This window comes from Stenotrophomonas sp. YJH_SMC_17, from assembly GCF_059371655.1.
Map to the genome: position 1 here is coordinate 252,935 of NZ_JCAFUU010000003.1, position 26,826 is coordinate 279,760.

Annotated in this window: 26 protein-coding genes, 1 pseudogene and 2 riboswitches; of the genes and pseudogenes, 15 read left to right on the forward strand and 12 right to left on the reverse strand. The window is 67.3% G+C overall.

The genetic code is table 11. The features are described from left to right. Positions 1-26: 26 nt before the first annotated feature. The 5 genes from AC5P8Z_RS10890 to AC5P8Z_RS10910 form a co-directional block, all read right to left on the reverse strand. Positions 27-2,549 (reverse strand): PepSY domain-containing protein, encoded by a 2,523-nt coding sequence (locus tag AC5P8Z_RS10890; RefSeq protein WP_286070095.1) that lies wholly within the window; start codon positions 2,547-2,549, stop codon positions 27-29. Positions 2,550-2,682: 133 nt separating this feature from the next. Further along, complete coding sequence (locus AC5P8Z_RS10895; RefSeq protein ID WP_495229024.1) at positions 2,683-3,246, reverse strand: TlpA family protein disulfide reductase; 564 nt, start codon at positions 3,244-3,246, stop codon at positions 2,683-2,685. Then, positions 3,243-5,615, reverse strand: coding sequence for a protein-disulfide reductase DsbD family protein (locus tag AC5P8Z_RS10900; RefSeq protein WP_286070093.1), 2,373 nt, complete (start codon positions 5,613-5,615; stop codon positions 3,243-3,245). The genes AC5P8Z_RS10895 and AC5P8Z_RS10900 overlap by 4 nt, the downstream gene beginning before the upstream one ends. Beyond that, positions 5,612-5,950, reverse strand: coding sequence for a divalent-cation tolerance protein CutA (cutA, locus tag AC5P8Z_RS10905; protein WP_286070092.1), 339 nt, complete (start codon positions 5,948-5,950; stop codon positions 5,612-5,614). Before cutA ends, AC5P8Z_RS10900 begins: the two co-directional genes overlap by 4 nt. Positions 5,951-6,018: 68 nt before the next feature. Then, a complete protein-coding gene (locus tag AC5P8Z_RS10910) occupies positions 6,019-7,809 on the reverse strand; it encodes an endonuclease (protein WP_495229025.1) in 1,791 nt (596 codons plus the stop codon). Positions 7,810-8,159: 350 nt separating this feature from the next. Here AC5P8Z_RS10910 and AC5P8Z_RS10915 point away from each other — a divergent pair, with 350 nt between their 5' ends. Beyond that, a complete protein-coding gene (locus tag AC5P8Z_RS10915; RefSeq protein WP_006396661.1) occupies positions 8,160-8,447 on the forward strand; it encodes a co-chaperone GroES in 288 nt (95 codons plus the stop codon). 81 nt (positions 8,448-8,528) lie between these two features. Further along, complete coding sequence (groL, locus tag AC5P8Z_RS10920) at positions 8,529-10,178, forward strand: chaperonin GroEL (RefSeq protein WP_005411226.1); 1,650 nt, start codon at positions 8,529-8,531, stop codon at positions 10,176-10,178. Between the two features lie 114 nt (positions 10,179-10,292). Here groL and AC5P8Z_RS10925 read toward each other — a convergent pair whose 3' ends face one another. The 3 genes from AC5P8Z_RS10925 to AC5P8Z_RS10935 form a co-directional block, all read right to left on the reverse strand. Further along, a complete protein-coding gene (locus tag AC5P8Z_RS10925; protein WP_286070087.1) occupies positions 10,293-10,559 on the reverse strand; it encodes a hypothetical protein in 267 nt (88 codons plus the stop codon). A 73-nt stretch (positions 10,560-10,632) separates the two neighbouring features. Then, a complete protein-coding gene (locus AC5P8Z_RS10930) occupies positions 10,633-11,787 on the reverse strand; it encodes a serine hydrolase domain-containing protein (protein WP_286070086.1) in 1,155 nt (384 codons plus the stop codon). Positions 11,788-11,855: 68 nt separating this feature from the next. Further along, entirely contained in the window at positions 11,856-12,785 is a 930-nt protein-coding gene (locus AC5P8Z_RS10935; RefSeq protein ID WP_286070084.1) for an aspartyl protease family protein, read from the reverse strand. Positions 12,786-12,890: 105 nt separating this feature from the next. Between AC5P8Z_RS10935 and AC5P8Z_RS10940 the strand changes: the two genes are divergently transcribed. The 7 genes from AC5P8Z_RS10940 (at position 12,891) to AC5P8Z_RS10970 (ending at position 18,372) form a co-directional block, all read left to right on the forward strand. After that, complete coding sequence (locus AC5P8Z_RS10940; RefSeq protein WP_049413046.1) at positions 12,891-13,598, forward strand: response regulator transcription factor; 708 nt, start codon at positions 12,891-12,893, stop codon at positions 13,596-13,598. 32 nt (positions 13,599-13,630) lie between these two features. Continuing rightward, entirely contained in the window at positions 13,631-14,929 is a 1,299-nt protein-coding gene (locus AC5P8Z_RS10945) for a sensor histidine kinase (protein ID WP_049413048.1), read from the forward strand. Between the two features lie 73 nt (positions 14,930-15,002). After that, a complete protein-coding gene (locus AC5P8Z_RS10950; protein WP_495229026.1) occupies positions 15,003-15,503 on the forward strand; it encodes a MarR family winged helix-turn-helix transcriptional regulator in 501 nt (166 codons plus the stop codon). Continuing rightward, on the forward strand, positions 15,500-16,240 hold the full coding sequence (locus tag AC5P8Z_RS10955) for a DNA alkylation repair protein (RefSeq protein WP_295567167.1): 741 nt from the start codon (positions 15,500-15,502) through the stop codon (positions 16,238-16,240). The genes AC5P8Z_RS10950 and AC5P8Z_RS10955 overlap by 4 nt, the downstream gene beginning before the upstream one ends. 54 nt (positions 16,241-16,294) lie before the next feature. Beyond that, the gene (locus AC5P8Z_RS10960; protein WP_495229027.1) at positions 16,295-16,633 is read left to right on the forward strand and encodes a DUF6616 family protein; all 339 of its coding nucleotides are present in this window, start codon (positions 16,295-16,297) and stop codon (positions 16,631-16,633) included. A 112-nt stretch (positions 16,634-16,745) separates the two neighbouring features. Next, positions 16,746-17,003 (forward strand): hypothetical protein, encoded by a 258-nt coding sequence (locus AC5P8Z_RS10965; protein ID WP_286070078.1) that lies wholly within the window; start codon positions 16,746-16,748, stop codon positions 17,001-17,003. 295 nt (positions 17,004-17,298) lie between these two features. Then, a complete protein-coding gene (locus AC5P8Z_RS10970) occupies positions 17,299-18,372 on the forward strand; it encodes a 3-deoxy-7-phosphoheptulonate synthase (protein WP_495229028.1) in 1,074 nt (357 codons plus the stop codon). A 211-nt stretch (positions 18,373-18,583) separates the two neighbouring features. Here the strand turns inward: AC5P8Z_RS10970 and AC5P8Z_RS10975 are convergent, their stop codons facing one another. Continuing rightward, a complete protein-coding gene (locus tag AC5P8Z_RS10975) occupies positions 18,584-19,201 on the reverse strand; it encodes a trimeric intracellular cation channel family protein (RefSeq protein ID WP_033835258.1) in 618 nt (205 codons plus the stop codon). A gap of 84 nt (positions 19,202-19,285) precedes the next feature. Continuing rightward, positions 19,286-19,389, reverse strand: a riboswitch (glycine riboswitch). Between the two features lie 13 nt (positions 19,390-19,402). Next, positions 19,403-19,492, reverse strand: a riboswitch (glycine riboswitch). A gap of 40 nt (positions 19,493-19,532) precedes the next feature. Between AC5P8Z_RS10975 and AC5P8Z_RS10980 the strand changes: the two genes are divergently transcribed. The 4 genes and pseudogenes from AC5P8Z_RS10980 (at position 19,533) to AC5P8Z_RS10995 (ending at position 21,327) form a co-directional block, all read left to right on the forward strand. Further along, positions 19,533-19,808 carry a GIY-YIG nuclease family protein gene (locus AC5P8Z_RS10980; RefSeq protein WP_107231869.1) on the forward strand — a complete coding sequence of 92 codons (276 nt, stop codon included), beginning with the start codon at positions 19,533-19,535 and terminating at the stop codon, positions 19,806-19,808. Between the two features lie 144 nt (positions 19,809-19,952). Then, positions 19,953-20,369 (forward strand): hypothetical protein, encoded by a 417-nt coding sequence (locus tag AC5P8Z_RS10985; protein WP_495229029.1) that lies wholly within the window; start codon positions 19,953-19,955, stop codon positions 20,367-20,369. 68 nt (positions 20,370-20,437) lie between these two features. Next, on the forward strand, positions 20,438-20,869 hold the full coding sequence (locus AC5P8Z_RS10990) for a nuclear transport factor 2 family protein (protein ID WP_495229030.1): 432 nt from the start codon (positions 20,438-20,440) through the stop codon (positions 20,867-20,869). A 3-nt stretch (positions 20,870-20,872) separates the two neighbouring features. Then, positions 20,873-21,327 (forward strand): annotated as a pseudogene (locus AC5P8Z_RS10995) (hypothetical protein). 83 nt (positions 21,328-21,410) lie between these two features. On the opposite strand, the gene AC5P8Z_RS11000 reads toward AC5P8Z_RS10995, so the two are convergent. Beyond that, positions 21,411-22,691, reverse strand: coding sequence for an NAD(P)/FAD-dependent oxidoreductase (locus AC5P8Z_RS11000; RefSeq protein WP_286070070.1), 1,281 nt, complete (start codon positions 22,689-22,691; stop codon positions 21,411-21,413). A 123-nt stretch (positions 22,692-22,814) separates the two neighbouring features. On the opposite strand from AC5P8Z_RS11000, the gene AC5P8Z_RS11005 reads away from it, so the two are divergent. Continuing rightward, the gene (locus AC5P8Z_RS11005) at positions 22,815-23,594 is read left to right on the forward strand and encodes an NYN domain-containing protein (protein WP_495229031.1); all 780 of its coding nucleotides are present in this window, start codon (positions 22,815-22,817) and stop codon (positions 23,592-23,594) included. A 34-nt stretch (positions 23,595-23,628) separates the two neighbouring features. On the opposite strand, the gene AC5P8Z_RS11010 is transcribed toward AC5P8Z_RS11005, so the two are convergent. Further along, a complete protein-coding gene (locus AC5P8Z_RS11010) occupies positions 23,629-23,820 on the reverse strand; it encodes a hypothetical protein (protein ID WP_152906551.1) in 192 nt (63 codons plus the stop codon). A 79-nt stretch (positions 23,821-23,899) separates the two neighbouring features. Between AC5P8Z_RS11010 and AC5P8Z_RS11015 the strand changes: the two genes are divergently transcribed. Further along, a complete protein-coding gene (locus AC5P8Z_RS11015) occupies positions 23,900-24,520 on the forward strand; it encodes a glutathione S-transferase family protein (protein ID WP_295567152.1) in 621 nt (206 codons plus the stop codon). A 96-nt stretch (positions 24,521-24,616) separates the two neighbouring features. On the opposite strand, the gene AC5P8Z_RS11020 is transcribed toward AC5P8Z_RS11015, so the two are convergent. Beyond that, positions 24,617-26,794 carry a primosomal protein N' gene (locus AC5P8Z_RS11020; protein WP_495229171.1) on the reverse strand — a complete coding sequence of 726 codons (2,178 nt, stop codon included), beginning with the start codon at positions 26,792-26,794 and terminating at the stop codon, positions 24,617-24,619. Between the last annotated feature and the right edge of the window lie 32 nt (positions 26,795-26,826).

The window sequence follows — 26,826 nt, forward strand, 5'->3', positions numbered from 1 at the left end:
CTCACGCCAATGCGCGCTGGCAGGAATCAATACACGTCGCGGCGGTAGCGGCCGTTCTCCAGCAGTGTTTCCACTGCTTCATCGCCCAGCGCTTCGCGCAGCACCTGGTCCACGCCTTCGGCCATGCCCTGCAGCGAACCGCACACGTGGATGACGGCACCACACTGCATCCAGTCGCGCAGTGCATCGGCCGCCGCACGCAGGCGATCCTGTACATAGCCACCGTCGCCATCGCGCGAGAACGCCAGGTCCACCCGCGCAAGATGACCCTTGGCCTGCCAGGCCTCGATCTCGTCGGCGAACAGGAAATCGTGCGCACGCTGGCGTTCGCCGAACAGCAGCCAGTGTCCTTGCTCGCCGGCGTGTGCGGCTTCGCGCAGCAGGCCGCGCAGGCCGGCGATGCCGGTGCCATTGCCGATCAGCACCATCGGTGCACCCGCAACGCGGTGGAAGCCGGGATTGCGGTGCACGCGGGCGACGATGCTGGCACCGATCGGTGCATGCAGCGACAGCCAGCCCGAACCGAGCCCGGCGCGTCCCGTGTCGTCGTGCACCAGCCGCACCACCAGTTCCACCGCGCCATCCTCGGTGCACGAGGCGATGGAATATTCGCGTCCGGGCAGCATCGGCAGCCCTGCCAGCCACAGGCACGGATCCTGTACCGCCAGCGCAGCATCGGCATCGGGCAGTTCGCGTTCGCTGGCCAGGGCCAGCAGCGTGCGTGCTGCGCCGTCGGCCAGCAGTGGCTGCAGCGGGTCCAGTCCATGTGCCTTCAGCACCGCACTGGCGTGCCGCGCATCGTGGCGGGGCGCGATATGCAGGATGTCGCCCGCCTGCCACCGCACCTCCGCCGGCGCCGCAAGGCGGATGCGCCAGATCGCACCGCCGACGCTGCCCGGGTTGAGGTGGTCGCGGCCGAGCAGGCGCCACTCGTGCATCTGCGTGGCGGGCGGCAGCACGCTGTCATCGGTGGCGATGCCGGTCAAAGCGCCCAGCTGTTGCTGCCACTGGCGCAGCGCCGGTACCGCAGCGGCATCGACATCGATGCGCTCGAACAGTGCACGCGCACCGTTGCCCTGCAGCCAGCCATCGACCTGGCGGCCAAAACCGCAGTAGTGCGGGTACTGGCGGTCACCGAGGGCGAGCAGGCCGAACTGCAGGCCCGACAGATCGGGCGCTTGTGCCAGCAGCCGTCGCGCAGCGCCCCGCGCCGCATCCGGAGGTTCGCCATCGCCAAAGGTGCTCAGCACGAACAAAGCCTGCGTAGTGCGCGCGAGCTGCGTGGCATCGACCCGGGCCAATGGCAGTACCTGCACGGCATGGCCAGCGGCCTGCAGCTGCGCGGCCGCACGCCAGGCCAGCTGTTCGGCCAGCCCGCTCTGGCTGGCATGCACGAGCAGCCAAGGCGCGCGGCCATCATCGGCGGCGGCAGTCGGCAGCGACTGGCGCAGCCCGCGCGCAACGCGCTGGCTGCGGCGACGGTCCAGGTACAGCATCCAGCCAGTGATGAAGAACAGGCTCATGCCCAGGCTGCTGAGCATCACCACCACGCGGCCGGGTGTGCTGAAGTAGCTGCCCGAGTGCAATGCGAACACGCTGGTGGCCAGCTGTGCGCCGGCGCCCTGTCGCGCGTAGGGGCGTGAATCAAGGATCGCTCCGCTGGCCGGATCCAGCTGCAGCAGGTCGTGTGCACGGTCATGGTGGCCGCCACGCTGCGACGGATCACCGGCCATCACCCGCACGTTGAGCGCCTGGCCGGGCTTTTCCGGCAGGCGCAGGTCGATGAAGCCGGTACGCACGCCGGGCAGCGCGTACAAGGTGGTTTCGACGCGGCGCAGGTCCAGCGTCGCGTCGGTGGCCACCTTGTGCTTGGCCGCCGGCGCGACGCCCAGCAGGATGTTGGCGGCGCTGCGGTACCAGTCAAACGACCACCACAGGCCGGTCAGTGCGCTCATCAGGTAGATCAGCAGTACCCAGGTGCCGACCACCGAGTGCAGGCTCCACAGAAACCCGCGGCCGCTGCGTTTCCACTCCACCGCCAACCAGCTGCGCCAGTGCCACCAGCGCCGCGGCCAGCGCAGATACAGACCGGACAGGGTGAAGAACAGCAGGGCGATCGCACAGCTGCCGGTGATCCATTTGCCGCGCTCGCCGGCGGCGAGGTGGCGATGCAGGTCTTCGACGAAATCGAAGAAGGCCTGTCCGCGCAAGGCGCTGAAGCGCTCACCGCTGTAGGGGTCGAAATACACCCAGTGTTCTTTGCCGCCGACGAAACGTGCCACTGACGGTCGCTGTCCGGTGGCATCGATGCGCAGGCGTTGCAGGGGGCGCTCGCTGCCTGCCTGCAGCAGCGGCACCAGTTCCGTGAGCGCCAGCGGATGCTGGCCTTCGGAATGGTGTTCGGCAATTTCGGCGAAGCCGGGGTTGGCGGCACGCAGCAGCTCGTCCTCGAAGGACAGCACGGCGCCGCTGAGGCCCATCACGGCCAGGACAGCACCGGCAGTGATGCCCAGCAGCCAGTGCAGTTGGAACAGGACGTTCTTGAACATCGAAGGAGAGGGGCCCGGACGGCTGCCGCCCGCATCCTGCGCAACAGCAAATGAGAATTAGTCGCGGAATTGTCCGGGGCGCCCTGCCTGCGGTCAAGCAGGGGTATCGGCCGGGCGCCGCCCGGCCGAACCCTCACTTCACCCAGCGTTCGATCTCACCGTGGGCGAACGGCCCCAGCTTCGCCTTGACCATCCGCCCCTGTGCATCGAACAGCACGCTGTAGGGCAGCAGGCCCTGCGCGTTGCCCAGCTGCACGCTCGCGTCGCGCGGGCCCGGTGTCTCGATCACGATCGGGTAATCCACCGGCACCTGCTGCAGGAAACGGCGCACGTCCTCCGGGGTATCCAGCGCCAGGCCCAACACCTGCACACCGTCCTCGGCCTGGACATGTGCGAAACGCGCCAGTTCGGGCATTTCTTCCACGCAGGGTGCGCACCAGCTGGCCCAGACGTTGACCAGCAGCGGGCGGCCGGCGAAGCGCTGGCGCAGGTCCAGCGGTTGGCCCTCGAGGTCGGGCAGTGAAAGTGCCGGCAGCGGGTCACCCACCTGCAGGGCCGGCGCCGCGGGAGCCGCTGCGGACGCATCTGGCGAAGCAGCCGGTACAGCTGGCGCCGGTGCCAGCCGATGCCCAGCCCACAGGCCGAGGCCGGCGGCCAGCACCGCTGTCCACAGCAGCGCTGGCCGTTGCCACTTCATCGTGCGGTGCGCAACAGCGCTTCCTCCACCACCGCCTGGGTCAGCAGGGTCGGCAGCACGGTCGGCGGTGCGCCGGGGCCGTACACCACGTACAACGGCACACCCACCGCCTTGTGCTCTTCCAGGAAGGTGGTGATCTGCGGATCGACGTTGGTGTAGTCACCGCGCATGTACACCGCATTGGTGCGCTTGAGCAGGTCCTTGAACTCCGGGCGCGACAGCACGGCGCGCTCGTTGGCCTTGCAGCTCACGCACCAGTCGGCGGTCATGTTGACGAACACCACGCGGTTGTCGGCGCGCAGGCGGTCAAGCAGTTGCGGCGAGTACTCCACCACGTTGTCGCTGGCCGCCTGTGCGGCGCGTGCCGGCGGTGCCAGCTGGGTCACGCCCCAGGCAGGCACCAGCGCGCCGATCGCCAGCAGCACGCCGAGCAGGGTCACTGCACGGGAGCCGGTCCAGCGGTTGCGCTCGAACAGCCACAGGCCGAAGGCGAGCAGCAGCAGGCCACCCAGCACCAGCGCCATGCCATCCACGCCACGCTGCTTGCCCAGCACCCACAGCAGCCACAGCGCGGTGGCGTACATCGGGAAGGCCAGCACGTGCTTGAGCGTTTCCATCCACGGGCCCGGCTTGGGCAGGCGGCGCGCCAGCGCCGGCACGAAGCCGATCAGCAGGAACGGCAGCGCCAGGCCCAGGCCGAGGAACAGGAAGACGGTCATCGCCTTCAGCGGCGGGGCAATGAAGGCGTAGGCGATCGCGCCACCCATGAACGGGCCGACGCAGGCACTGCCGACCACGCAGGCCAGTGCACCGGTGAAGAAGTCACCGGCCGGGCCGCTGCGGCTGGCCAGCGACTGGCCAAGATTGCCGATGCCGCCGCCGAGGGTGAACACACCGGACAGGCTCAGGCCCACCGCGAACATGATGTAGGCCAGCGCAGCCACCACACCCGGATGCTGCAGCTGGAAGCCGATGCCGACGGCGTTGCCGATTGCGCGCAGGCCGACCATCAAGGCGCCGATCACCGCGAAGGCGACCAGCACGCCCAGCGTGTACCAGAGCGCGTGGCTGCGCGCGCGCTGCGGGCTCTCGCCGCTCTGCGCCAGGCTCAGCACCTTCAGCGACAGGATCGGCAGCACGCACGGCATCAGGTTCAATACCAGGCCACCGGCCAAGGCCAACAACAGCACCCACACGAACGAGCGGTCCGGGTTCGGCGTGGTTGCCGGCGGGCGCGTACGCAGTGCGTTGTCACCCTGCGCATCGGCGGCGAATTCATTACCGCTTCCGGCGCCTGCAACGGCCGGGGTGGTCGCATCCGTATTGGGCACCGTCGGCATCAGGCGCAGGGGGGCGCCGTTGGCGCCTTCGCGTGGCGCCGCAGCCAACGGGCTGATCACCTCGTTACGCGGCGGTGCCTGGTCGGCGCTGGCGCTGACCTTGCCGGCGGGGATCGACAGCTTCACCCGGCGGGTCATCGGCGGGTAGCAGATGCCATCGGTCTGGCAGCCCTGGAAGGTCACCAGCAGGGTGCCGTCAACCGCGTCGGCAGCGGAACGACGCAGCGGCAGTGGTACTTCCACCTGGTTGAAGTAGACCGAGACATCACCGAAGTGTTCATCACGATGCGACTGCGCAGCCGGCCAGCGCGGCGTGCCGGCCTGCACGCCGGTGCTGCCTTCCAGCTTCAGCGAGGTGCGGTCGCGATACAGGTAGTAGCCCGGCGCCGGGCTGAAGCGCAGCAGCAGGGTGTTGCCGTCGCTGGCGATGGCATCGAAGCCGAATGCCTGCTCGGACGGAAGCGGCAGCGCCTGGCTGTTGCTGGCGGCACCCGGCAGGCGCAGCCCGCCGCTGTTGCCGGCACCGGCCAGCGGGTTGTTGAACGGGCTGGTGGCGCCGGCACGCGTGGCCGGAGCCGCGGCCTGGGCACCGCCACCGGGCAGGGTGACCTGAACCACGCGCTTCTGCGGTGGATAGCAGACACCGGCATCGGCGCAGCCCTGGTAACGCACTTCCAGGCTGATGGTGCCGGCGGCGTCGGTCGGCGTGCCGGGCAGGGTGGCCTGCAGGCGTTCGCGATAGGTTTCGACTTCGCCGAAGAAATCATCGTGGTGCCTGTCACCCTTGGGCATCTGCAGCGCGCCGGCATTGAACGCCGGATCGGCCTTGACGCTGGTGCGGTGGCGATACAGGTAGTAGCCGGGTGCGATCGTGAACTGCAGTTGCACCTGGCCGCGCTCGGGGGCAGTGGCGGTCAGCGCGAACGCCTGGTCCACCGGCAGCAGGTCCTTCTCATCCAGCGCGGACGCTGGCAGCGAGAACCACAACAGAGCGCACAGGGCGGCGCCACGCGCAAACAGAGTCTTCAATCAGCTTCCTCCCGGGTCTGTGCCCGGATCCAATCCAGATACGCCGGCAGGCCGGCCCGGGTTTCGACCGCGATGCACTCCGGGAGTTCATACGGATGCAGTTCGACGATCCGGGCAATCGCGTCATCGACGCGGCTTGCGGTGGTCTTCACCAGCAGCTGCAGCTCGGCGTCGGTGGTCACCTCGCCCTGCCAGCGATAGGTCGACTGTGCGCCCTCCAGGCGGGTCACGCACGCGGCCAGGCGCTCGCCGACCAGTGCGTGCGCGATGCGCTCGGCACTGGCCCGGTCCGGGCAGGTGGTCAACAGCAGCAGGACGGGATCGACGGTCGACATGGCCGTCGAGTATAGGGCCGCCGCCGGGTCAGGACCCGGCGGCGGCAGTGGACCGCTGCGTTGCGCGGTCAGTTGGCCAGCTGGCAGGTCGCCGGCCTGGCCGAGGTGAACAGGCCCGGGGTCGCCCACTCGGGGTGGTCGATGAACGGATTGCGGTTGCCCTGGAAGCTGTAGATCACGTCATTGCGCGCACGTTCGGCGTCATCCGGCGGGTCGGACAGGTGCCAGTCGATCAGCGTGGACAGCAGGCCCATATAGGCCGGCGAGCTGCTGGTCTTGACGATCTTGCTGCGGTCGTCGGTCAGCTCCAGGTCCGGCTCGGACTGGCCGGTGGCCGCATCCTTGCCGCCTTCATAGCGGATGGCCATGTACATCACCGCACGCGCCATGTCGCCCTTGCGCTTGCCCCACACCTCGAACGTGCCGGTGTTGCCGTCCGGCGTGCGCACCCAGTTGGAATTGCCCGGATAGCCACCGCTGCCGCCGCCCTGGCCGTTGTTGGCTTCGGTGGCGCGCTCGCCGCAGCTGGCGTCGCACTTGGCGAACGGCTTGTTGCCACGGTCGGCATTCCACTGTGCATCGGTCAGGTACAGCATGTGGGTGTCGGTGTACGGCGCGTACGGCAGGCCCTTGTCGCCGGTGGTGCTGGCGAAGCCCAGCGAGTTCGGCCAGGTGTGTTCGCGGTTGTACTTCAGGCCACTGCCGCTGCCGGCGCGATCGGTGACCTTGGCATAGCTGCGGTTGCGATACGCGTCGAGGATGCGGTTCGGGTTGTTAGGGTCCTCGTCGGCAATCTCCAGGATGGTCCAGGTGCTGGTGCCCGAGCCGCTGTACGGATAGGCGGTGTGGCCCTTGATGGTGGCGTGCAGCGAGCAGCGCAGCTGGCTGGGGCTGGAGGTGTTCACCTTCGAGTAGTAGCCGGCCGGCACGCCCGGGTTGCCCGGGTCCGGATTGCCGCCGGTGCTGGCCACGGTGAAGGCGATGCGGCTGTCGGCGGCCGGATGCGCGCCCTGCAGGTCGGTGATGCGCGCGGCGCGGATGTCGAAGCGGCAGGCCTCACCGGCCACCAGCGCGGTGTTGGTGGACAGCTTCACGCTGCGCCCGCTGGCCGGGAAGGTCAGCGGCACGCTGCCGGAAGTGCCGCAGCTCAGCGCGAACGCGCCGCTGGCCAGGTTCACGGTTTCGCTGAACACCACTTCCAGATCGGCGGCGGCCGGGAAGGTGCTGCTGCCCTGCGCCGGGGTGGTGGTGGACACCGAAGGTGGCGTGTTCGGGCCCGGGGTGCCGCCGCCGATGAAGGTCTGGCCGTTGTTGCAGCTGCCGAAGGTCTGCCTGGCCGATTCGGCCCAGGTGAAGTGGGCGTACTGGCTGCCGCTGCCGGTCAGCTGCAACGAGGTACCTGGCGCCGTGCTGTTGGTCTCGGCCACCGGGATGTTCTGGCTGGTCATGCCGGCGGCAGGGCCACCGGAGGCGGTGATGGCGCCCTCGTAGCTGAGGAACTGGACCACCTTGCCGCTGGCATCGACCAGGGCGATGCCGTCGTTCGGACCGTTCTGGATGCCGTTGGTCGGGTAATTGACCACGGCGATGGTGGCGCTGCCGCAGCCGGCGGCGCTGCCGGCCGGAACCGGGTTGTTGGCGTAGACCGTGGCGGCCGACGGAGTGCTGCCGTTGTACAGGTACAGGCGGTAGCCGGACAGATCCTCACCGGCGGTGGCGACGACCTCGATCGCTTCGCCGACGTCACCGGCGGCGGTGCTGTCGTCGTAGTGCAGTTCGTTGATGAAGACCTCGGCCTGGGCCGGCGCGGCGGCCAGCGCCAGCAGGCAGGCGGCGGCAAGCGGGGACAGCAATCGCATCGACAACTCCTTGTGATTGGGAATGCGCGGCCGAGCCTAAGGCCGATCCGATGACACTTTGTCGTAAATGAACGTCAGATATCTGACAGTGGGACATCTATCACTAAATGGCCCCCCTTCCCCCTTGGCTTGCCGCACTGCATCCCTATACAGCCGTCCACCCAGGGAGGGAGGTTTCCTGGCCCGGAGAAAAATTTCGGGATCAGCCCTTGAAAGGCCTGTGGAGGTCTCCATCTCTGTCGTGCTCCCGACTTGTCGGGCTTTTTCACGCGCGTTGCTGGCACTCGCCTGGTGCGACTGCTAACATCGCCGGACTTTTTTAGACCAATCAATAACTTAAGAGGTCTCTCATGAGCATCAAGCCGCTGCACGACCGCGTTGTGGTCAAGCCGATCGAAGCCGACGAAATCTCCGCCGGTGGCATCGTCATTCCGGATTCGGCCAAGGAAAAGTCCACCAAGGGTGAAGTCGTGGCCGTCGGCCCGGGCAAGCCGCTGGACAACGGCAGCGTGCGCGCTCCGTCGCTGAAGGTTGGCGACAAGGTCATCTACGGCCAGTACGCCGGCAGCTCGTACAAGAGCGAAGGCGTCGAGTACAAGGTCCTGCGCGAAGACGACGTGCTCGCCGTCATCGGCTGAGCCTCGGCGCGACCTGCTTTTCTGTAAGACATCCCTTTTCGTCGCCGGGCCCGGCCCGGCGCAAACATCGAGGTAATCGCAATGGCTGCCAAGGATATTCGTTTCGGTGAAGACGCCCGTTCGCGCATGGTGCGCGGCGTCAACGTTCTCGCCAATGCCGTCAAGGCCACCCTGGGCCCGAAGGGCCGCAACGTCGTGCTGGAAAAGAGCTTCGGCGCGCCGACCATCACCAAGGACGGCGTCTCCGTCGCCAAGGAAATCGAACTGGCTGACAAGTTCGAGAACATGGGTGCGCAGATGGTGAAGGAAGTTGCTTCCCGCACCAACGACGACGCGGGCGACGGCACCACCACCGCCACCGTGCTGGCCCAGGCCCTGATCCGCGAAGGCGCCAAGGCTGTGGCCGCCGGCATGAACCCGATGGACCTCAAGCGCGGTATCGACAAGGCCGTTTCGGCCGCCGTGGCCGAGCTGAAGAACATCTCCAAGCCGACCGCCGACGACAAGGCGATCGCCCAGGTCGGTACCATCTCGGCCAACTCGGACGAGTCGATCGGCCAGATCATCGCTGACGCGATGAAGGAAGTCGGCAAGGAAGGCGTCATCACCGTTGAAGAAGGCTCGGGCCTGGACAACGAGCTGGACGTGGTCAAGGGCATGCAGTTCGACCGCGGCTACCTGTCGCCTTACTTCATCAACAACCAGCAGTCGCAGACCGCTGACCTGGATGACCCGTTCATCCTGCTGCACGACAAGAAGATCTCCAACGTCCGCGACCTGCTGCCGGTGCTGGAAGGCGTCGCCAAGGCCGGCAAGCCGCTGCTGATCGTGGCCGAGGAAGTTGAAGGCGAAGCGCTGGCCACCCTGGTCGTCAACACCATCCGTGGCATCGTCAAGGTCGTGGCCGTCAAGGCGCCGGGCTTCGGCGACCGTCGCAAGGCGATGCTGGAAGACATGGCCGTGCTGACCGGCGGCACCGTGATCTCCGAAGAAGTCGGCCTGTCGCTCGAGAAGGCCACCATCAAGGACCTGGGCCGCGCCAAGAAGGTGCAGGTCTCCAAGGAGAACACCACCATCATCGACGGCGTCGGCGACAAGGCCAACGTTGATGCACGCGTGGCGCAGATCAAGACCCAGATCCAGGACACCTCCTCGGATTACGACCGCGAGAAGCTGCAGGAACGCGTGGCCAAGCTGGCCGGCGGTGTTGCCGTGATCAAGGTCGGCGCCTCGACCGAAATCGAAATGAAGGAAAAGAAGGATCGCGTCGACGACGCCCTGCACGCCACCCGTGCGGCCGTTGAAGAAGGCGTGGTTCCGGGCGGCGGCGTTGCGCTGGTCCGCGCGATCACCGCGCTGGCCGGCCTGAAGGGCGCCAACGAAGACCAGAACCACGGCATCCAGATCGCCCTGCGTGCGATGGAAGCCCCGCTGCGCGAGATCGTTGCCAACGCCGGTGACGAGCCGTCGGTCATCATCAACAAGGTCAAGGAAGGCACCGGCAGCTTCGGCTACAACGCCGCCACCGGCGAGTTCGGCGACATGCTGCAGTTCGGCATCCTGGACCCGACCAAGGTGACCCGTTCGGCGCTGCAGAACGCAGCCTCGATCGCTGGCCTGATGATCACGACCGAAGCCATGGTTGCCGAAGCTCCGAAGAAGGACGAGCCGGCCATGGGCGGCGCCGGTGGCATGGGCGGCATGGGTGGCATGGGCGGCATGGACTTCTAAGTCCCCGCGTTACCGATGCAATGAAAAACCCCGCCGGAAGGCGGGGTTTTTTTGGGGCCGGTCGGAATCGAAGCAGATCCACGCCATGCGTGGATACCGCTCCCAGGCGGGTATCTACGCGCGGTCCTCGCGCCGCTGCAGCCAGAGGTGGGCCGCCAGCAGGGCCAGCGCGCCACCCGCGATCATGCCCTGTACCCACGGCAGCTCCGTGATCGGCGCAAGCAGCAGGCCCGCCGCCATGCCGATCAGGCTGGCGCCGGCGCCCACCCGCTGCCGCCGCTGCCGATGTGCAGCCTGGCGATGGCGTGCGGCGATGCGCAGGCGCCGTGCATCCGGCTGCAACACCGCTTCGGCAATGGCATCGATCTCTGGGCGATTCATCCTGTCTCCTGCATTGCGTCCGTGTCTGCATGCTGCACGACTGCGGGACCTGTGTGCAATGGCAACGCTTCGATCATCTGACGAACGCCTTCGCCGCGCCGTACTCCCACTGCCACGGCACGCCGGTGTCGCCCAGCACAAACGCTACCAGGGCCGGGAAGGCCGCCTCTGCCCGCACATCGTTGCCCAGGATCACCACGCAGCGCTGGTGCTGCTCCACGCATACCAGCGTGTTGCCCACTGCATCGTCGTGGCCGCCCTTGTAGAAGCCTGCGCCCTGCGGGCCGAGAAACGTCACCACGCCCAGACCTGCCGCCAGGTCCTTGCGTTGCTGCGCCTTCGGCAACTCCGGTTGCAGGGTGGGGAACTGGCTGGCCGTGGTGATCGGCAGCTGCGGCCGCACCAGCTCCCTGCGCATCGGTGCGGATAGCCCGTCGCCACGCACGTAACCGGCGGCGAAGCGGGCCATGTCGGCAATGGTGGTATCCATGGACCCTGCCGCACGTACGCGGCTGCGCTCATCATGCGGTTCGGGCACACCTTCCACCGTCCAGCCATCGGCCAGGTTGGCGGCGAAATCCTCGCGCCACATCATGCTGGTGCGGGTCATGCCGAAGCGGTCGAACACCCGCTGCTGCATCAACGCGCCCACATCCTCGCCCAGCCGCCCGCGTTCGATCACGAACTGCAGCAGGATCAGTCCCTCTCCGGAATACCCATATCGACTACCCGGATCAAAGTGGAACTTCAGGCGCCCATCGGGCTCCAGGAAGCCGAAGTTGGCAAAGCCACTGGAATGGTTGAGCAGCAGGCGCGGGGTGAGCTGGCGCCAGCGCGCATCGTCGGCCAGCACACGGTAGTCGGCGTACTTCTTCGGCTCCGGCGGATATTCCGGCAGGGGCGTGTCCAGCGCCGCAGCAATGCTGGCATCCAGCTCGATCCTCCGGTCCTGCGCCAACTGTGCGACCAGATGGGCGAACGCCATCTTGGTCAGCGACGCGGCGTACATCACGGTATCGGTGCGCAGCGGTTCGCCTGCGGCATTTCGCTCGCCGTAGGCGGCCACATGCACCACCTTGCCGCCATCTATCACCGCCAGCGCCATGCCGCGCGCGTGGGCGGCATGCATCAAGCGCTGGGCTTCGGCGTCGATGTGGGCCGGGGTGGGTAACGGGGGCGGCGCGGCCAGCGGGAACAGCGTCAGCAACAACAGGGCAGCACGGTGCAAGCGTGAACCTCCTGGTGGGACGTGGCGCGATGCTACGCCGGCCCGCCGCACACGTCATGGCCCCAGGATCACGTGGCCGCTTGGCGGCGCAGGCAGATCCGCGCGGCACCCGTGCTGATGTCGACCTGGCCGCCACGCATGGCATCGGCGCCAAGGATCAGAGCCGGGCGGGTGTCCAGGCCAATAGCCTTGAACACGGGCAGCTCGCTGATCCTGACCTCCATGGCCGGTTGCCGCCAGGCGGTGCCGCGCATGCCGGGCAGCGTGTACAGCCAGGTCGGGTGCGGCTTGCCGCCGAGGCCTTCGGTGCCCTTGCTTCGCTTGCGCAGGCGGGGATCGCTTCCATCAGTACGCAACCCGAGCGCGTGCGCGGCGGCATTGTTGAGTACGGTCTGCGCCGCGCCGGTATCGACCACGGCAACAGCGGCGACGTTCGTTCCGTCCAAGGTGAGGGTGATGAATCCAAAATCGCGCAGGCCTTCAGTGCGGTCCTGCAGCGCGTTGGCCTGGCAGCTGTCATCGTCGAAGCGGAGAGTGCCGGTCCTCGACAGCGATAGCTCACCTCGAGCGAAGTCCCAGCGGGTGTCCCAGCGCGCGGTCAGGTCGTTGCCGACGAGGCCGTCGATGGCGGGGTCGTCGCCCCCGGACAGTGACCCCAGATCAGCCTGCAGTGCGCTGGCCCGCAGCTGCCAGCTACCCAGCTGCCAGGTGGTAGTGCGCGTGCGCCTCAGCTGTGCCCCCGAGGCACTGGCGCCTTGGGCAGTGGAAACGTCGGCCTTTCCATCGACCAGGCCGTAGCGGCGTGCCACACGCCCATCGATGAGCGTGGCCCCGGCTGCACTGTCGACCACGAAGCGCAGCGGCTCGGCTTGACCATCCAGCGAGAGCGCTACCGTCGGGTGGCCGCCCTGCATCCACATCGGCAGCACATGTTCGGGGGTGTCGGCGGCCAGCGTGGGGAAGGCGGCAGCAAACAGGGGCAGCAAGGTGAGGCGCACAGGAAACTCCAGAGTGAATGCGGAGGTCCATTGGCGCGCAGCGGCGTATCACCGGAACATCGGTGTTGATACCGTCCTGATACACGCCTGCACGATACTGGCCGCATGAACACTCCCGCCCGGGTCATCGTTGTCGATGACGATGCCAGCATCCGTGATGCCATTGCCGACTGCCTGCTGCTGCATGGCTACCACGTGCGAGTGGCTGCCGACGCGGCGGCGCTGGATGTGCTGCTGCAAGTCGAACGTCCGGACCTGATCGTGCTCGACTGGATGATGCCCGGCGAGGACGGCCTGTCGGTGTGCCGCCGGCTGCAGGCGCGGGCCATCCCCATCCTGATGCTGTCGGCGATGGGAACAGCACCGGACCGGGTGATCGGTCTGGAAATGGGAGCCGATGACTATCTGGCCAAGCCCTTCGACCCACGCGAGCTGCTGGCGCGGGTCCGCGCCCTGCTACGCCGCCAGGACAAGCTGCGTACCCAGGTGGCCAGCGAGCTGCGCTTTTCCGGCTGGCGATTGCTGCCCGATCAGCGCCGCCTGCTTGCACCCGATGGCAGCGAACTGGCGCTCAGCCGCGGCGAGTTCGCTCTGCTGCTGGCGCTGGCCGAGCGCGCCGGGCGCGTGTTGGGGCGCGAGCAGCTGATGTCCCTGACCCGCGGTGAGGACAGCGAGAGCGTCGACCGCGCCGTTGATCTGGCGATCAGTCGCCTTCGACGCAAGCTGGGCCACGCCGCACCGGGTGCCGAGGCACTGGTACAGACGCTGCGCGGCGAAGGCTATCGCTTCGACGCTGAGGTGCAGGTGCTGTGAGGGCGCGCTGGTCCACCGCGCGCTGGATCGCGATGCTGGCGCTGGCAAGCCTGGTGCTGGCCACCTTGGTCAGTGTGGCGGTGGTCGGCTGGATGCCGCGGCCGCCACCGCCGCCGATGCGCCTGGACCAAGCCATTCAGGTATTGCGCGGTGAACGGTCGGCCGCGGCGCTGGGCCTGCATCTCGAAACCCGCGCGTCTGCGCCGGAGGGCACCAGCAATGACTGGCTCACCCACCTGGTTGCCGCGCAGCTGCGCCAGCCGCTGGAGCATGTGAAGCTGGTCTGGGGCAGGCGGAGCAAGGCGCCGGAGGTGCAGGTCATCGAAGGCGGGGCCGTGCTTGACGCCAAAGCGCGCGCGGACGCGTTGCAGGCACAGGTCGCGGTGCTGACCGCAATGCAGTGGACGCCGTTCGAACTGGCCGTGCGCCAGGCAGATGGTCGGTGGCAGGTGGTGGGCAGCGACCACAGCGATCTGGCGGCATGGCGCCGGCAGGTCGTGCTGGCGCTGGTGGCAGGAACCGTGCTGCTGGCACCACTGGCGGCATGGGCGTCAATCCGCCTCGGCCGGCCCCTGCGGCGGCTGGCCGAGGCCAGCGCCAACGTGGACCTGCAGGCCAGTACACCGCTTCCGGACGATGGTCCGTGCGAGGTGCAGGTTCTGGCCCGCGCGATCAGTGCCGGGCGCGAGCGGCTGCACGAACAGGCGCAGGAGATGACCCGCATGCTGGCCGCCGTCGCGCATGACCTGCGCACACCGTTGACCGGCCTGCGCCTGCGTGCGGAGTTCGCGCCACCGCAACAGGCGGCGCGGATGGTGGCCGACATCGAGCGCATGGACGCGATGATCGAGCAGGTTCTCGACTACGCGCGTGGTGAGCTGCAGCCCTTGCAGATGCATCCGCTGGATCTGGCCGTGTTGCTGGAGGAGTGCGTGCAGAGCGCACTGCTGCGGGGCATCGACATCTCCTTCGACGGGCCGGATACGTTGCGGTGGCAGGGGGATGCGCTACTGCTGCGACGGGCGATCGACAATCTCATCGACAACGCCGATCGCTACGCGGGGGCGGTACAACTGCGGGCAGCCGTGTGCGGCAACGTGGCGCACCTTGACGTGATGGATCGCGGTCCAGGCATCGATGAGGCCGACCGCACCCGCCTGCTGCAGCCCTTCCAGCGCAGCGAGAGCTCACGCAGCCGCGCCACGGGTGGGGCCGGGCTGGGCTTGGCGGTCGCCGCCAACGTGGCGCGGCGGCATGCGGGCGAACTGCAGCTGCTGCACCGGGAGGGTGGTGGACTGATCGCGCGCCTGCTGCTGGGAAGCGCTTGCTGAAACGCATTCCCGGCTTGCCTGGATCAGATGTCCCGATTTATGATTAGGCGCCTAATCATACGTTGTTCATAGGATGATCGAACCCAAGCACCATGCCCTGATGGATGAGGCGCAGCGACGCGGGCAAGCCAACATCGCGCAGCTGCGACTGTGCTTCCAGCTGCTTTCCCTGTCCACCGCCATCGACCGCGACTGCGCCACCCGTCTCGCACCGCACGGGCTCAGTGAAGCCCGCTTCATCGTGCTGTTCCTGCTGCATGGCGCCGGCGGCACGTTGCCCCCGCACGAACTGGCCGAGCGCGCCGGCGTGACCCGCGCCACCATCAGCGGCCTGCTCGATGGCCTGCAACGCGAAGGACTGCTGCAGCGGCGCAGCGATGCCGAAGATGGCCGTCGCCTCCAGATCGTGTTGACTGCGCAGGGAACGCGCATGGCTGGGACGTTGTTCGAGCAGCACACGCAATGGATCGCTGGCCTGTTCAATGGGTTGGATACGGATGAACAGCAACAGCTGTCGCAGTTGCTGCACAAGGTCTGGCAGCACACCGATGCTGGACGAGAACGTGCAGCATGAGCCCGGCGATCGCGGCACAACGGCTGCATGCACTCAACACCGGCCATGCCCCCACGACCCATCTGGCCGAATGCCTGGCAGTGGATTTCGCCGCGCTGCTGCAGATGGTGGCGCCTGCGCTTGCACCGGAAGCGCTGCAACGCATGCAGGATGCCTCAGGCAAGGGCATCACACTGCGCATGGCCTTGGCTGCGCAACTGCTGCGTGAGGCGGGGCACGGTGATCCCGTGCAATGGCAGGACCATGTGTCCGACACCGTGCGCGGCTGGGCCTGCTATCTGATCGGCAGCGATGTCCGCGCGACGTTGGCAGAGAAGCTGCAGCAGATGCGCGCGCTGGCCGATGATCCACACTTCGGTGTGCGCGAATGGGCGTGGCTGGCGCTACGCATGAACATCGTTGCCGCGCCGATGCAGGCGCTTGAGTACCTGCAATCGTGGACACAGGAAGTATCGCCGCACCTGCGACGCTTCGCCTGCGAAGCGCTGCGTCCACGCGGTGTATGGGCCACGCATATCGCACTCTTCAAGCAGCACCCGGAGCATGCATCCGCGCTGCTGGAAGCACTGGCTGATGACCCGGAACGCTATGTGCAGGATTCGGTCGGCAACTGGCTCAATGATGCCGGCAAGACGCAGCCGCAGTGGCTGCGTGAGCTGTGCACGCGTTGGCAGCACGAGCGCCACAGCGGCGCCAACGCCTACATCCGCCAACGTGCACTGCGCTCGCTGCGGTAGTGCAGGTTGCCGGCCGCCTCCGCCCAACTTCGTAAACCTCAAGGAAGAACCACCATGTCGCACACCTTCATCGAGCTCTATACCGCCACGCCTGCCTGGACCACACTCCCGCCCGAGCAGCGGAGCGCTTTCTTCGCCCGCATCGGAGCCGGCATGCAGCAGTTCGATCCAGTCCGCATCACTCCGCTGGCGATGGGCCGCATTGCCGCGGGCGTGCCGCACAGCAGCGATGCGCAGTTCTATGCGGTCTGGCGCTGCGCGGGCCGCGAGGAGGTCGATGCGCTGATGGCTGGCATTGCCGCTACCGGCTGGCATGAGTACTTCACCACCACCCATGCGGCAGGCGCGATGGACAGCATGGCCCAGCACCTGGCCGACCTGGCCGCCTTGTAGCAGGATGGCAGATGCCGGTGGATGCCGGTCCTCGGCATGGGGGGGCACATGCGCCTGTCACCCGGACGCGGTAAACAGTGCATTCCCCCTGTCATCCGCGCGGAAGTCGATCATGCAGAGCACGCTCCAGATAACGCTGTACGGCCCGCTTGGCGACACCCCGGCACTGCAGCTGCCGGAGGCGGAAGGGCCGTCGGTGGCCATCCCTGAGCCCGTCCTGCGGCGGCTGGTGTCCGACCTCTACACCGCCCGGTCCCTGCTCAACCCGGAACAGCTGGAGGAAGCGCGGCAGGAACTGGGCCGCGTGCTGGAGCGTTGGGCTGACATCCATGAAGGCCTGCTGCTGGACGTGGAAGTGCATGGCAAATGAGCGACTTCGCGTGCCAGCTGCCGCAGGGATGCGCCGGGCGGGCCCCACGCTGCACCGCGTGCCCAGTTGCGGATGAAACATTTTGCACTGCGCAAAAGCTGTGCTATCAATACATCCCATGAACGCAGCCCCCACCAGCTTTTACTGGTATTACTTTCCGAAGCCACTGGCGGAGGAAGGACTGCGCTCACCCTGAAGAAAGCTTCAGACGCATTCCCGAAAGCCGCCAGCGAACCTGGCGGCTTTTTTCATGTCGCCACGCTGGGGACCCCCAACGTTCCGGAGATCTCCCCCAATGCCCCCGCACACCGACGACCTGCGTATCCGCACCATCGAACCCCTGACACCGCCGGCCCAGCTGCTGGCGATGCTGCCCTGTGACGATGAAGCCTCCGACACCGTCAGCGCCTCGCGCGCGGCTCTGCACCAGATCCTGCATGGCCGTGATGACCGCCTGGCCGTGGTGGTGGGCCCGTGCTCGATCCACGACCCGAACGCCGCCATCGAGTACGCACAGCGCCTGAAGCCGCTGCGCGATGCGCTGGCCGGCGAACTGGAAATCGTCATGCGCGTGTACTTCGAGAAGCCGCGCACCACGGTGGGCTGGAAGGGCCTGATCAACGATCCGGACCTGGATGGCAGCTTCAGGATCGACAAGGGCCTGCGCATCGCCCGCGGCCTGCTGCGCGACATCAACAAGCTCGGCCTGCCCGCCGGTGTCGAGTTCCTTGACGTGATCTCGCCGCAGTACATCGCCGATCTGGTGGCATGGGGTGCCATTGGTGCGCGCACTACTGAAAGCCAGGTGCATCGCGAACTGGCGTCGGGGCTGTCGTGCCCGGTCGGCTTCAAGAATGGCACCGACGGCAACGTGAAGATCGCCGCCGACGCGGTGGGTGCCGCTTCGAATCCGCATCATTTCCTGTCGGTGACCAAGCAGGGTGGCACCGCCATCGTTTCGACCACCGGCAACCCGGATTGCCATGTGATCCTGCGTGGCGGCAAGCAGCCGAACTACGACGCGGGCAGTGTGGCCGAGGCCTGCCAGGCACTGGCCAAGGCCAGGTTGCCGACGCGCCTGATGATCGACGCCAGCCACGCCAACAGCCTGAAGAACCCCGAGAACCAGCCGAAGGTGATCGAGGACATCGCCGTTCAGTTGGAAGACGGGGAACAGCGCATCGTGGGTGTGATGATCGAGAGCCATCTGGTGGGTGGCCGCCAGGAACTGGTGGAAGGCCAGCCGCTGGTCTACGGGCAGAGCATCACCGATGGCTGCATCGACTGGGACACCACCGTGACGGTGCTGGAGCGACTGGCTGCGGCCGTGCGCGCCCGTCGCGAAGTGAAGGTGTCCGAAGCGGCCTGATGAAAGCCGCCTCACGGCGGCACGAGTGTGGATGGCGGCCAGCGCCTGCGGGGGTGCGGCCGCGATCAGGGCCGGTCGGAGTTGGAGACCGGCCCATCTGCACCGGCGATGCGCCTGGCGCTGCGCATGAGCGACAGCGCCAGGTACATCGCCGGGGTGGTGCAGGGCGCGAAGGGTAGCGCCGGGCCATGCCCGGCGAACACGCTATCGTTCAATGCACTTCGTCGTGATACACGAACTTCGGCATTTCCCAACGGTAGTGGATCGCCAGCAGGCGCAACGCGAAGCCGCCGCCCAGGCAGCACAGGATCGCGGTGGCGTCGGCCACGCCCCAGTGCAGCAGCAACAGGTACGCCGCGCCGGTCAGCAACGCGATGATCGCGTACAGCTCCTTCTGGAAGATCAGCGGCACCTCGTTGCAGAGGATGTCGCGCAGCACGCCGCCGAACGCGCCGGTCAGCATGCCGGCGATCAGCACGATCGGCATCGCATGGCCCGCTTCGCGCGCAATCGAGCAGCCGATCAGGGTGAAGGCGATGAGGCCCAGGCCATCGAGCACAAGGAAGGTACGGCGGAAGTGGTGCATCCAGCGAGCCACCCATGTGGCGATCAGCGCCGCGCACACGGTGAAGCCCAGGTACTCGGGATGCTTCACCCAGCCCAGCGGATAGTGGCCGAGCAGGATGTCGCGCAGCGAACCGCCTCCGAGCGCGGTGACGCAGGCGATCATGACCACACCGAACAGGTCCATGCGGCGGCGGCCGGCGGCCAGGGCGCCGGTCATGGCTTCGGCGGAAATGGCGATCAGGTAGATGATGGACAGCAGCATGGGGCAGGCTCCGGGCGCGGTGGGGCCGGCCATGCGCCTATACCGCCACTGCCTGCGCAATGACGGGATGACGATGACCGGTGCCGCTCCCGCTGTCCTTTTGCCTGAGAGTTCAGCGGCGTAGGCCGCGTGCCCCTTCGGCGGATCGTCCCGGGCGTGCCCGGTGACCTCTCTCCAGCTCGGCGAGTCGAATGCATGGTTGGTGGGATTCCAGCCCACCGGCCTGAGCGATCATGGGAGCCTGCGCCTTCGGCGGGCGCCAGCACGGCGCCTCTCTCCTGCATTCGGGCGCCAGTATATCCGCTGCAGTGCAGCACGGCATAATCCGGCCATGGCCCCGTCCCTCCGCCCGTGGTTCCTGTACCTGCTCGAATGCCGCGACGGCAGCTTCTACGCCGGTATCAGCACCGACGTGGACGCGCGTTTCGCCGCCCACCAGGCCGGCAAGGGCGCCCGCTATACCCGCGCCCGGCCGCCGCTGCGCATCCTTGCCGTGCGCGAGTACCCGGACCGCGCCGCCGCCTCGCGCGCCGAATGGCAGCTCAAGCAGCAGCCGCGCGAACGCAAGCTGGCCTGGCTGCAGGCGCCGGATCCCGCGCTTCTGTAGAGCCGAGCCCACGCTCGGCTTCTGTTCCGTCTGCACGATGCGGGGCCCGGGCATGGACTGGGCTCTACGGTAGATCCACGCCGTGCGTGGGTAGGCCTTGTCCATGCCATGATCGCCACACCCATCGACACATGGATCCGTCCGATGAAGAACCGCGGGATACTGCTGTTGGCTGCCTGCGTGGCCCTTCTGGCCTGCACCCAGGAACCACCCCCACCGCCACTGCAGCAGGGGCAGATCGGCACCGCCGCTGAGCTGGCAGCGTATGGCCCGAGGACACCCGAACCGATCCACCTGCGTCGTGACCGGGTCCCTCCCGATCTGATCGATCTGATCCCGTTCGCAGAAAGGTGGGGGATCGGCGATGACGTGCTTCGCAACGAAATGCAGGAGCGCGCCACTGACGCGGAAAAGCAGGCATTGGCGGATGCGCTGGCGGGGCGCCATGCGCGCATCACCACCTGGTTGGACAGCTTCCCGCAGGGGCAGCCCATGTCTGTAGAAGCCGCTGCGTTCATGTACATGCAGCTGGGCACCGACGAAATGGGCCTGATGCCGTAGATCCACGCCATGCGGGGATGCGGCTTGCACATGCCATGATCGCCCAGCCCTCAGCCCTGGAGACCCGGATGTCCACGATCGCCCTGTTGTTCGCCCTTTCCGCAGCCACAAGTCCTGCCGCCGACCCAGCCACCCTCGCGGCCATCGAAGCCACCTGCCACGACTACGTCGATGGCCAGCTGGAAGCCGACCCGCAGCGCGTCGCCCGTTCCCTGCATCCGGACCTGGCCAAGCGCGCGGTGCTCGGCGATACGCCCGACGAGCGGCTTGGCCTGCGCCGCATGTCGAAGGAGGAACTGGTTTCGCTGACAAAGCAGGGCGCGCTGAAGACGCCGAAGGATCAATGGGACCGTCGCTGCACGGTGCTGGACTTGACCGGCAACGCGGCCTCGGTGTGGTTGGAAACCCCATGGTTCGTCGATTACTTCCACATGGGGCGCTTTGACCAACGCTGGGTCATCGTCAACGCGTTGTGGTACCCGAAGCCGAAGGCACAGTGAGCGATGCGTGCCGCCGGCAAAGCATGGATCTCCGTCGTCGTGCTAATCGCCGGCATCGCGCTGCTGCCTGGCCTTCTGTACCTGCTCGGGCTGACGCTGGCCGAAGGCCGGCCGCAGCCGGCAGACCGTGTGCCGAGTGGTGTGGCTGCGTGCACCAGTGAACCACGAACGGGATACCAGACGGTGGACCCGTGGCGTTTCATCGCCCGGTTCTTCGACAAGGCCGTGATGAAGAAGAAGGTGCCTGAAGTGGAGCGGGAGACCTTCTGGATTGCCCGACGCCACCTGTGGCGGCAACCGCAGCAAGACATGCTGCGCTGGCATCTCAGCAGCACCGCATTGACGATCTGGATCACCCGGCATTGGAGTACCGCGCAGATTGCCGACACCGCGAGAGAAGAGGGTTTCTGCCGGGCAGGGTCGAAACGGCGGGTGCGGGCGGCCCGATGAGGAGGTAGAGCCACGCATGGCGTGGAACTACTGCAACAAGGGGTCAGAGCCCTTTCCTGCGGAAAGGGATCCGACCCCGTTGCGTGCAGCCCTACCGCTTCGGCCGCCGGTCGTCGCGGTCATCACCGAAGATGATGCGTGCGCTGCGCTGGTAGCTCCAGTACGCCACCGCCCAGTTCAGCAGCACCACGATGCGGTTGCGGAAGCCGATGAGGAAGAACACGTGCGCGGCCAGCCAGAACCACCACGCCAGTACACCGGACAGCTGCAGGCGGCCCAGGTGCACGATCGCGGCCATGCGGCCGATCGTGGCGAGGTTGCCATAGTCGGCGTACTTGAACGGACCGGGTTCGGGCTTGCCGTGCAGGCGAGCGCGGATCACCTCGGCCACGTACTTGCCCATCTGCTTGGCCGCGGGCGCCACACCGGGCACCGGCTTGCCATTGGCCTGGCTCAGCGCGGCCAGGTCGCCGGCCACGAACAGCTCCGGGTGACCGGGCAGGGTCAGGTCCGGTTGCACCTGTACGCGTCCGGCGCGGTCCAGCGGCACCTCCAGCGTGCGCGCCAGCGGTGAAGCAGCCACGCCGGCGGCCCACACCACGGTGCGCGCCGGCACGAACTGATCGCCGAGCGTGAAGCCGTGGCTGTCGATGTCGCTCACCGGGGTGCCGGTCAGCACTTCCACGCCAAGCTTTTCCAGCTGCCGGCGCGCCTTCAGCGAAAGCACTTCCGGGAACGAGGACAGTACGCGCGGACCGGCTTCGACCAGCCGCACCTTGGCACTGGCCGGGTCGATGTGGCGGAATTCATTGCGCAGCGTATGCCGCGCGATTTCAGCCAGGGTGCCGGCCAGCTCGACGCCGGTAGGGCCGCCGCCGACGATGGCGAAACTCAGCCACGCCGCCTTCTTTGCCGGGTCCGGTTCGGCCTCGGCGCGTTCGAAGGCCAGCAGCAGCTTGCGGCGCAGCGCGATGGCATCGTCCAGTGTCTTCAGGCCGGGCGCGTCATCGGCCCACTGATCGTTGCCGAAGTAGGCGTGGGTGGCGCCGGTGGCCAGCAGCAGGCTGTCGTAGTCCAGCGTGCTGCCGTCGGCCATGCGTATCTGCCGGGCCTGCTTGTCGATGGCCACCACTTCGCCCAGACGGACTTCCACATTGCGCTGGTGGCCGAGGATGTGGCGCAGCGGTGCGGCGATATCCGGCGCGGACAGGCCGGCGGTGGCCACCTGGTACAGCAGCGGCTGGAACAGATGATGGTTGCGGCGGTCGACCAGGGTGATGCGTATGCGTTCGCGGGCCAAGGCACGGGTGGCCCAGAGACCGGCAAAACCGCCGCCGACAACGACCAGATGCGGAACGCGCTCACGACTCATCGACTCACTCCAGTGGGGGCATTGGGGGAAGCGCCTGGCATCTTCGCACGCTGACCGCCTGTCACGTCAGCGCCCGCGTGGATCGGCGATACTCGGGTTCAGGCAACCGCCCTTGAGGAGCCCATGAGCGAACCGGAAAAGCGCATCGCCCTGTTGATCGACGCCGACAACGCGCCGGCCTCGAAGATCGACGAGGTGCTGGCCGAAGTGGCCCGCTACGGCGTGGCCAACGTGCGCCGCGCCTATGGCAACTGGAAGAGCCCGCGATTGAAGGGCTGGGAAGCCGTGCTGCACGAATACGCGATCCGGCCGATCCAGCAGTTCGCCTACAGCAAGGGCAAGAACGCCTCGGACATGGCGATGGTGATCGATGCCATGGACCTGCTCTACGCGCGCAACCTCGACGGCTTTGCCATCGTGTCCAGCGATGCGGACTTCACCCCGATGGTGATGCGCCTGCTGACCGATGGCGTGAAGGTGTATGGCTTCGGCGAGAAGAAGACGCCGGAACCATTCGTCAACGCGTGCTCGAAATTCACCTATCTGGAGGCACTGGGCCAGACCCACGCCAGCGTGCCGGATGCCGAACAGGCGTCCAGCGAACAGGCCTCGAGCGAGCCGGTGGCCAACGACGATGCGCGGCCGCGCAAGAGTGGTGCGGAAATGCGCAGCGACTCGCGGCTGGTGAAGATGCTGCGTCGCGCGGTGTCCGCGGCCGAGGGTGAGGATGGCTGGTCGCACCTGGGACCGGTCGGCAGCCAGATCGGCAACCAGGCCTCGTTCGACCCGCGCAACTACGGCTACGGCAAGCTCAGCGATCTGCTGGCGGCGATCGGCCTGTTCGAACTGAAGAAGGACGGCAAATCCTCCTACGTGCGCGCGCTGCCGAAGAAAAACCGCTAGTGCCGGCCGCTGGCCGGCACATCACCCAAACGGGTCAGATCACCCGTGCTTCCGAATTCGCATAGCCGTCGGCGAACCCGGCGGCGAAATCCTCAACGCCGTTGAAGGCCAGCAGCAACAGGCCCGCACACAGCAGCAGATTGCGATTGGAGCGGCGGTAGCCCAGCACCAGCATCCCCAGCCCTGCTGCCAGCAGAACGTAGTTCAAAGCATCCCATGCAGTCACGTCGTCTCTCCCTGTGGATGGGCGTATCGTAGCGCTTCCGCGCCACCGTGGCGCGCCGCTGCAGGCAAGGAAATCCGCAATGTTGAAGATCTGGGGCCGCCGCAATTCCAGTAACGTCCGCAAGGTGCTGTGGTGCGCTGAGGAGATCGGCCTGCCGTATGAATCCATCGAAGTCGGTGGCAGCCACGGCGGCACGCAGACGCCGGAGTACCAGGCGATGAATCCCAACAGCCTGGTGCCGGTGATCGAAGACCATGGCCTGCCGCTGTGGGAATCGAACGCCATCGTGCGCTATCTGAGCGCACGCTACGCATTGGGCACGCTGTACGCCGAAGACCCGATGGAGCGTGCCCAGGCCGAGAAGTGGATGGACTGGAGTACCTCGCGGATGGCGCCGCTGTACAGCGACCTGATCTGGGGCATCATGCGTACCGCCCCGGCCGACCGCGACGAATCGCGGATCAATGCCGCGATCGTGCGCGCCGGTGACTACCTGGCCATGGCCGACGCCACCCTGGCCAAGCAGCCGTGGTTGTCCGGCGACAGGTTCGCAATGGGCGACATCCCGCTGGGCTCGCTGATCTACGCGTGGTTCGAATTGCCGATCCAGCGCCCGGAGCTGCCGCACCTGGCTGATTGGTACGCCCGCCTGCGCGAGCGCCCCGCCTACCAGCGCGGCGTGATGTCGCCGCTGACGTAAGCGAAAGCATTCGGGATCAGAGTCATTTTCTGCGAAAAGGAACCCGACCCCAGGGCATCGGGGTCGGATCCCGCCCGACGGGTGGGCTCTGACCCCTCAATACAGATCCGTCGGATCCACATCCAGGGACCAGCGCACCTTGCGTGCTTCCGGCAGCGCGTACAGCTGCGGTACCAACTGCCCGAGCACGCCGTGCAATGGCGGCCGCTGCGTCGCCGACAGCAACAGCTGCGTGCGCTGGTAGCCGGCCCGCCGCGGCATCGGCGCCGGCATCGGCCCATACGCCTCCACTACGTTCTGCTCGCCCAGCAGCTGCCGCGCAGCCAGCAGGAACGCGTTGGCATGCTCCACCTGCTGCGCTTCGGCGCGCATCAGCGCCAGGTGTGCGAAGGGTGGGAATCCGGCAGCCTGGCGCTGGTTCAATTCGGCCTGCGCGAACGGGTGGTAGCCACCGCTGACCAGGGTTTCCAACAGCGGATGCCCCGGATGATGGGTCTGCAGCCAGACCTCGCCAGGATCACGTGCACGGCCCGCGCGGCCCGCCACCTGGATCAGCTGCTGTGCCAGTTTCTCGCTGGCACGGAAGTCCGCCGAGAACAGCCCTTCGTCGATGCCGACCACCACCACCAGGGTCAGCTTGGGAAGATCGTGGCCCTTGGCCAGGATCTGCGTGCCGACCAGGATGCCGGGCTGGTCGCCCAGTTTCGCCAGCTGCTGTTCCAGTGCATCGCGACGAGACGTGGTGCCGCGGTCGATGCGCACCACCGGGAAATCGGCGAAGGCGGCGGTGAGATGTTCTTCCAGGCGCTCGGTGCCGATGCCCTGCGGTTGCAGCGCCAGGCTGCCGCACGCGGGGCATGCCAGCGGTGCCGGTTGCCGTGCGCCACAGTGATGGCACTGCAGGCGACGGCCGCCGCCATGCACGGTCATCGGTGCATCGCATCGGTTGCACGGTGCGGTCCAGCCGCAGTCGTGGCACAGCAGCACCGGCGCGTAGCCACGGCGGTTCTTGAACACCAGCACCTGCTGGCCACGCTGCAGATGCTCGCCGATGCCGGCCAGCACATCGGCCGACAGGCCGTCGTGCAGCGGTCGCTTGCGCACATCGAGGATGCGCACGCGCGGTGGCCGCGCATCGCCGGCGCGCTGCTTCAGGCGCAGGTGGGTGTAGCGCACGGCATAGGCGTTGTGCAGCGTTTCCAGCGAGGGTGTAGCGCTGCCCAGCAGCACCGGGATGCCCAGCGCCTTGGCCCGCACCAGAGCGAAATCACGGGCGTGGTAGCGGATGCCGTCCTGCTGCTTGTAGCTGCCATCGTGTTCTTCGTCGACGATCAGCAGGCCGGCCTGCGGCAACGGCGTGAACACTGCCGACCGTGTGCCGACGATCACCCGTGCCTCGCCACGCGAAGCCGCCGCCCAGACCCGAGCGCGCTCGTTGTCGTTCAATCCCGAATGCAGGGCATGCACGGCAATGCCCAGGCGGCCACGGAAGCGTGCCAGGGTCTGCGGGGTCAGGCCGATTTCCGGCACCAGCACCAGCGCCTGCTTGCCTTGGGCCAGGCAGTGGATGATGGCCTGCAGGTAGACCTCGGTCTTGCCGCTGCCGGTTACGCCATCCAGAAGGAACGGTTGGAAGCCCTCGACTGCGTTGATCGCCGCCACGGCCTCGGCCTGGTCCGGATTGAGCGTGGGGCCGGGCAGCGGCTGCGCGTGCTGCGGCGCCACGCTCAACGCGACGCGTTCGGCCAGCGCGCGCTTGGCCAGGCTGCGTGCGGCGGTGCGCCAGTCCTCCATGCGTTCGCCCAGTACGTCTTCATCGACGATGGCGTCGGCCAGCAACTCGGCCAACTGCCGGGGGCGGCTGCCGGCGCGCAGTTTTTCGCGCTGGGTGCGGCCTTCGGTCGTCAGCTGCCAGCCCCAGTGGTGGGTGTCGGGCAGGGCGTCGCCATGGCGCAGCGGGCCGGGCAGGGCGGTGCTCAGCACCTCGCCCAGTGGTGCATGGGTGTAGCGCGCCAGCCACTGCAGGCTCTGCCACAGCTCGCCCTGCAGCAGCGGTTGCGGATCGCACCAGGCCAAGGCCTGGCGAAGTCCCTGGCCGTCATCGGTCTGGCCGTGGCCGACCACCACGCCGACCAGCTCGCGGTTGCCGAACGGCACCTTCAGGCGGCAGCCGACCGCGACCGTGGGGCCATCGCCCTCCGGCGACAGGTAGTCGAACAGGCGCGGCAGCGGGACGGGCAGGGCGACCTGCAGGGTCGGAATGGGTGAAAGCATCGGGCCAGTGTAACGGGCCATGCGCGCGCCAA